Source organism: Plesiomonas sp., assembly GCF_051650925.1.
In the GTDB taxonomy this organism is placed as follows: Bacteria; Pseudomonadota; Gammaproteobacteria; order Enterobacterales; family CAMTGL01; genus Plesiomonas.
The window spans coordinates 1-2,296 of the sequence record NZ_JBOFRH010000132.1 but is presented as its reverse complement, the minus strand read 5'-3'; the positions used below and the strand labels follow the sequence as shown (position 1 = coordinate 2,296).

Annotated in this window: 2 protein-coding genes; both read right to left on the bottom strand. The window is 48.3% G+C overall.

Annotated elements, in window-relative coordinates:
- Positions 1-1,142 (bottom strand): acyl-CoA dehydrogenase (locus ACRC27_RS02960; protein WP_438639159.1); only part of this gene is annotated, 1,142 nt, incomplete at its 3' end.
- A gap of 34 nt (positions 1,143-1,176) precedes the next feature.
- Positions 1,177-1,884: a TetR/AcrR family transcriptional regulator gene (locus ACRC27_RS02955; protein WP_438631415.1), complete on the bottom strand. Its 708-nt coding sequence runs from the start codon at positions 1,882-1,884 to the stop codon at positions 1,177-1,179.
- Positions 1,885-2,296 lie beyond the last annotated feature (412 nt).

Sequence of the window (2,296 nt, the reverse complement as noted above, 5' to 3'; positions counted from 1 at the left end):
GTATCAAGCGCCGTGGTTGTCAGAGTGCGTGATGCCTCTAGCAGATAAGTCAGTCCACCAATCCGCCCCATCGCTTCTGCCACACCTTCGAAGCGCCCGATAGACATACCAAACTGTTTACGCACATACGAATATGCGCCGGTTGTACGGGTTGTTAAATGGCCAATAGCCGTACCCAGTGCCGGCAGAGAAATACCGCGTCCGGCAGAGAGACACTCAACCAGCATACGCCAGCCTTTACCCGCATACTCCGCCCCGCCGATAATCCAATCTAGCGGGATAAAAACATCTTTACCCCATGTTGGGCCATTCATAAAAGCCAAATTCATCGGGATATGGCGAGCACCCACATCTACGCCCGGATGATTAGTCGGGATCAGCGCACAAGTAATGCCAATATCCTCTTTATCACCCAATAAGCCATCAGGATCATGCAGCTTAAATGCCAGCCCCAACACGGTAGCCACCGGAGCAAGTGTAATGTAACGCTTGTTCCAGTTTAGCCGGATACCCAACACATCACGGCCCTCATGCTGGCCACGGCATACCACACCTTTATCAGGGATACTGCCTGCATCGGAGCCCGCTTCTGGACCCGTTAATGCAAAACAGGGGATCTCGCGGCCATCAGCTAAACCGGGCAACCAGCGCTGTTTTTGCTCTTCTGTGCCGTAATGGGATAACAGCTCACCGGGGCCTAATGAGTTTGGCACCATGACAGTCACCGCAGCAGTAGTACTTTTACTCGCAATTTTGGTCACAATGGTTGAGTTAGCCAGAGCACTAAATGCACGGCCACCAAACTCTTTGGAGATAATTAATGAAAAGAAACGCTCTTGCTTGAGGTAATCCCACACCTCTTTGGGCAGATCATTGAGCTCATGCACAATCTGGTAGTCATCCAGCATATTCAGCAGAGTTTCAACCTGATTATCCATAAAGGCTTGTTCTTCTGCGGTCAATACTGGCTTTGGCAGTGCATGCAACTTATCCCAGTTTGGTTTTCCACGGAACAGATCGCCTTCCCACCAGACCGTACCGGCTTCCATAGCTTCACGTTCAGTAGCCGAAAGAGGCGGCAGAATACGCTTAAATACCTTAAACGCTGGGCCTGAGAGATAACGCTGGCGCAGACTGGTCATGATGTTCGTCCTTTATCACAGGTATAGGGTAGGTTCAGGCACCGCTTCCGGTCGCCACTTTACGCACAGGTTGATTGAATACTTGATGTAATGTTTCAGAGTGATAACTCGGCGCGGCAACACCACCGGCCAAATACGGAATAATTTTGTCTATCAGGTCACTGATCTGAATCTGTTGACCAAAATCAGAGAGCGCAATTTCACGCAGAGCCACATTTGAGACCATCGCAAACACCACAGTACCCAGTGTAAAGTGCAAGCGCCAAAACAGCTCTGCATCATTCAACGCGGGATTGGCACGCTGCACCGCGGAGGTAAACAGTGCCAGAGTGTTGCCATAACGGGTGGTAATAAACCATCGCAAGTGGCCCTGAACATCGGTATAACCGCGCCCAAGCAACTGAATAAACAACGTTGAACCCTCAGGACGCAACTCAGTGAGCTGCAGTAACGGCGCTTTAAATGCCTGAAAAACATCGTCTAATTGAGGCACAGCCTCCGCATCAAGCACCTTTTGCAGCTCACAGGCCACTGCCGGCATAAACACCTCAAGGTAACGTTCAAGTACCGCCCGGATCAGCTCTTTTTTCGAGCCAAAATGGTAATTGACCGACGCCAAGTTAACGTCAGCCTCTGCGGTAATCGTACGCAAAGAGGTATCATTAAACCCCTGCTCAGCAAATAATCGCTCAGCGGCATCAAGAATTCGGGCTTTGGTGTCAGGCTTAGCGATCATAGTCATACACTCATATTAAACGGATGTTTGAAATGTACATCTCGTTAACATAATAGTCAACATTGCAAAACAGTTGTTTGACAAAAAGTAAAGCGCTCTTCAATAGCCGCTTAAAAGGCACACGTTGAAAGGTCTCTGTAGAGGGTTACAAGGCTGATTAGCCATATGCAGTGCATGCTTAATGCCGAATTGCGTACCAAACAGATGAAAAGAGTACGCTTTGGGAAAGAGCCTGTTAGAGGGAAAAACGTGCAGGGAAAGCCGATTGCTAAAAAAATTTAAAGATTTATACACGAACGATGAAACTTACTAGAAAGCACGTAGTCTGAGTTTATGCCACTGCTTTTTCTTTGATACCCTCTAACTAGAAGGTAACCCGATAACGATACAATGTTTTTCGTTATCGGGGTTTTTCTTC

Excerpts from the sequence above, each read along its gene's own strand:
- ACRC27_RS02955 (WP_438631415.1), bottom strand. The coding sequence starts at position 1,884 with ATGACTATGATCGCTAAGCCTGACACCAAAGCCCGAATTCTTGATGCC.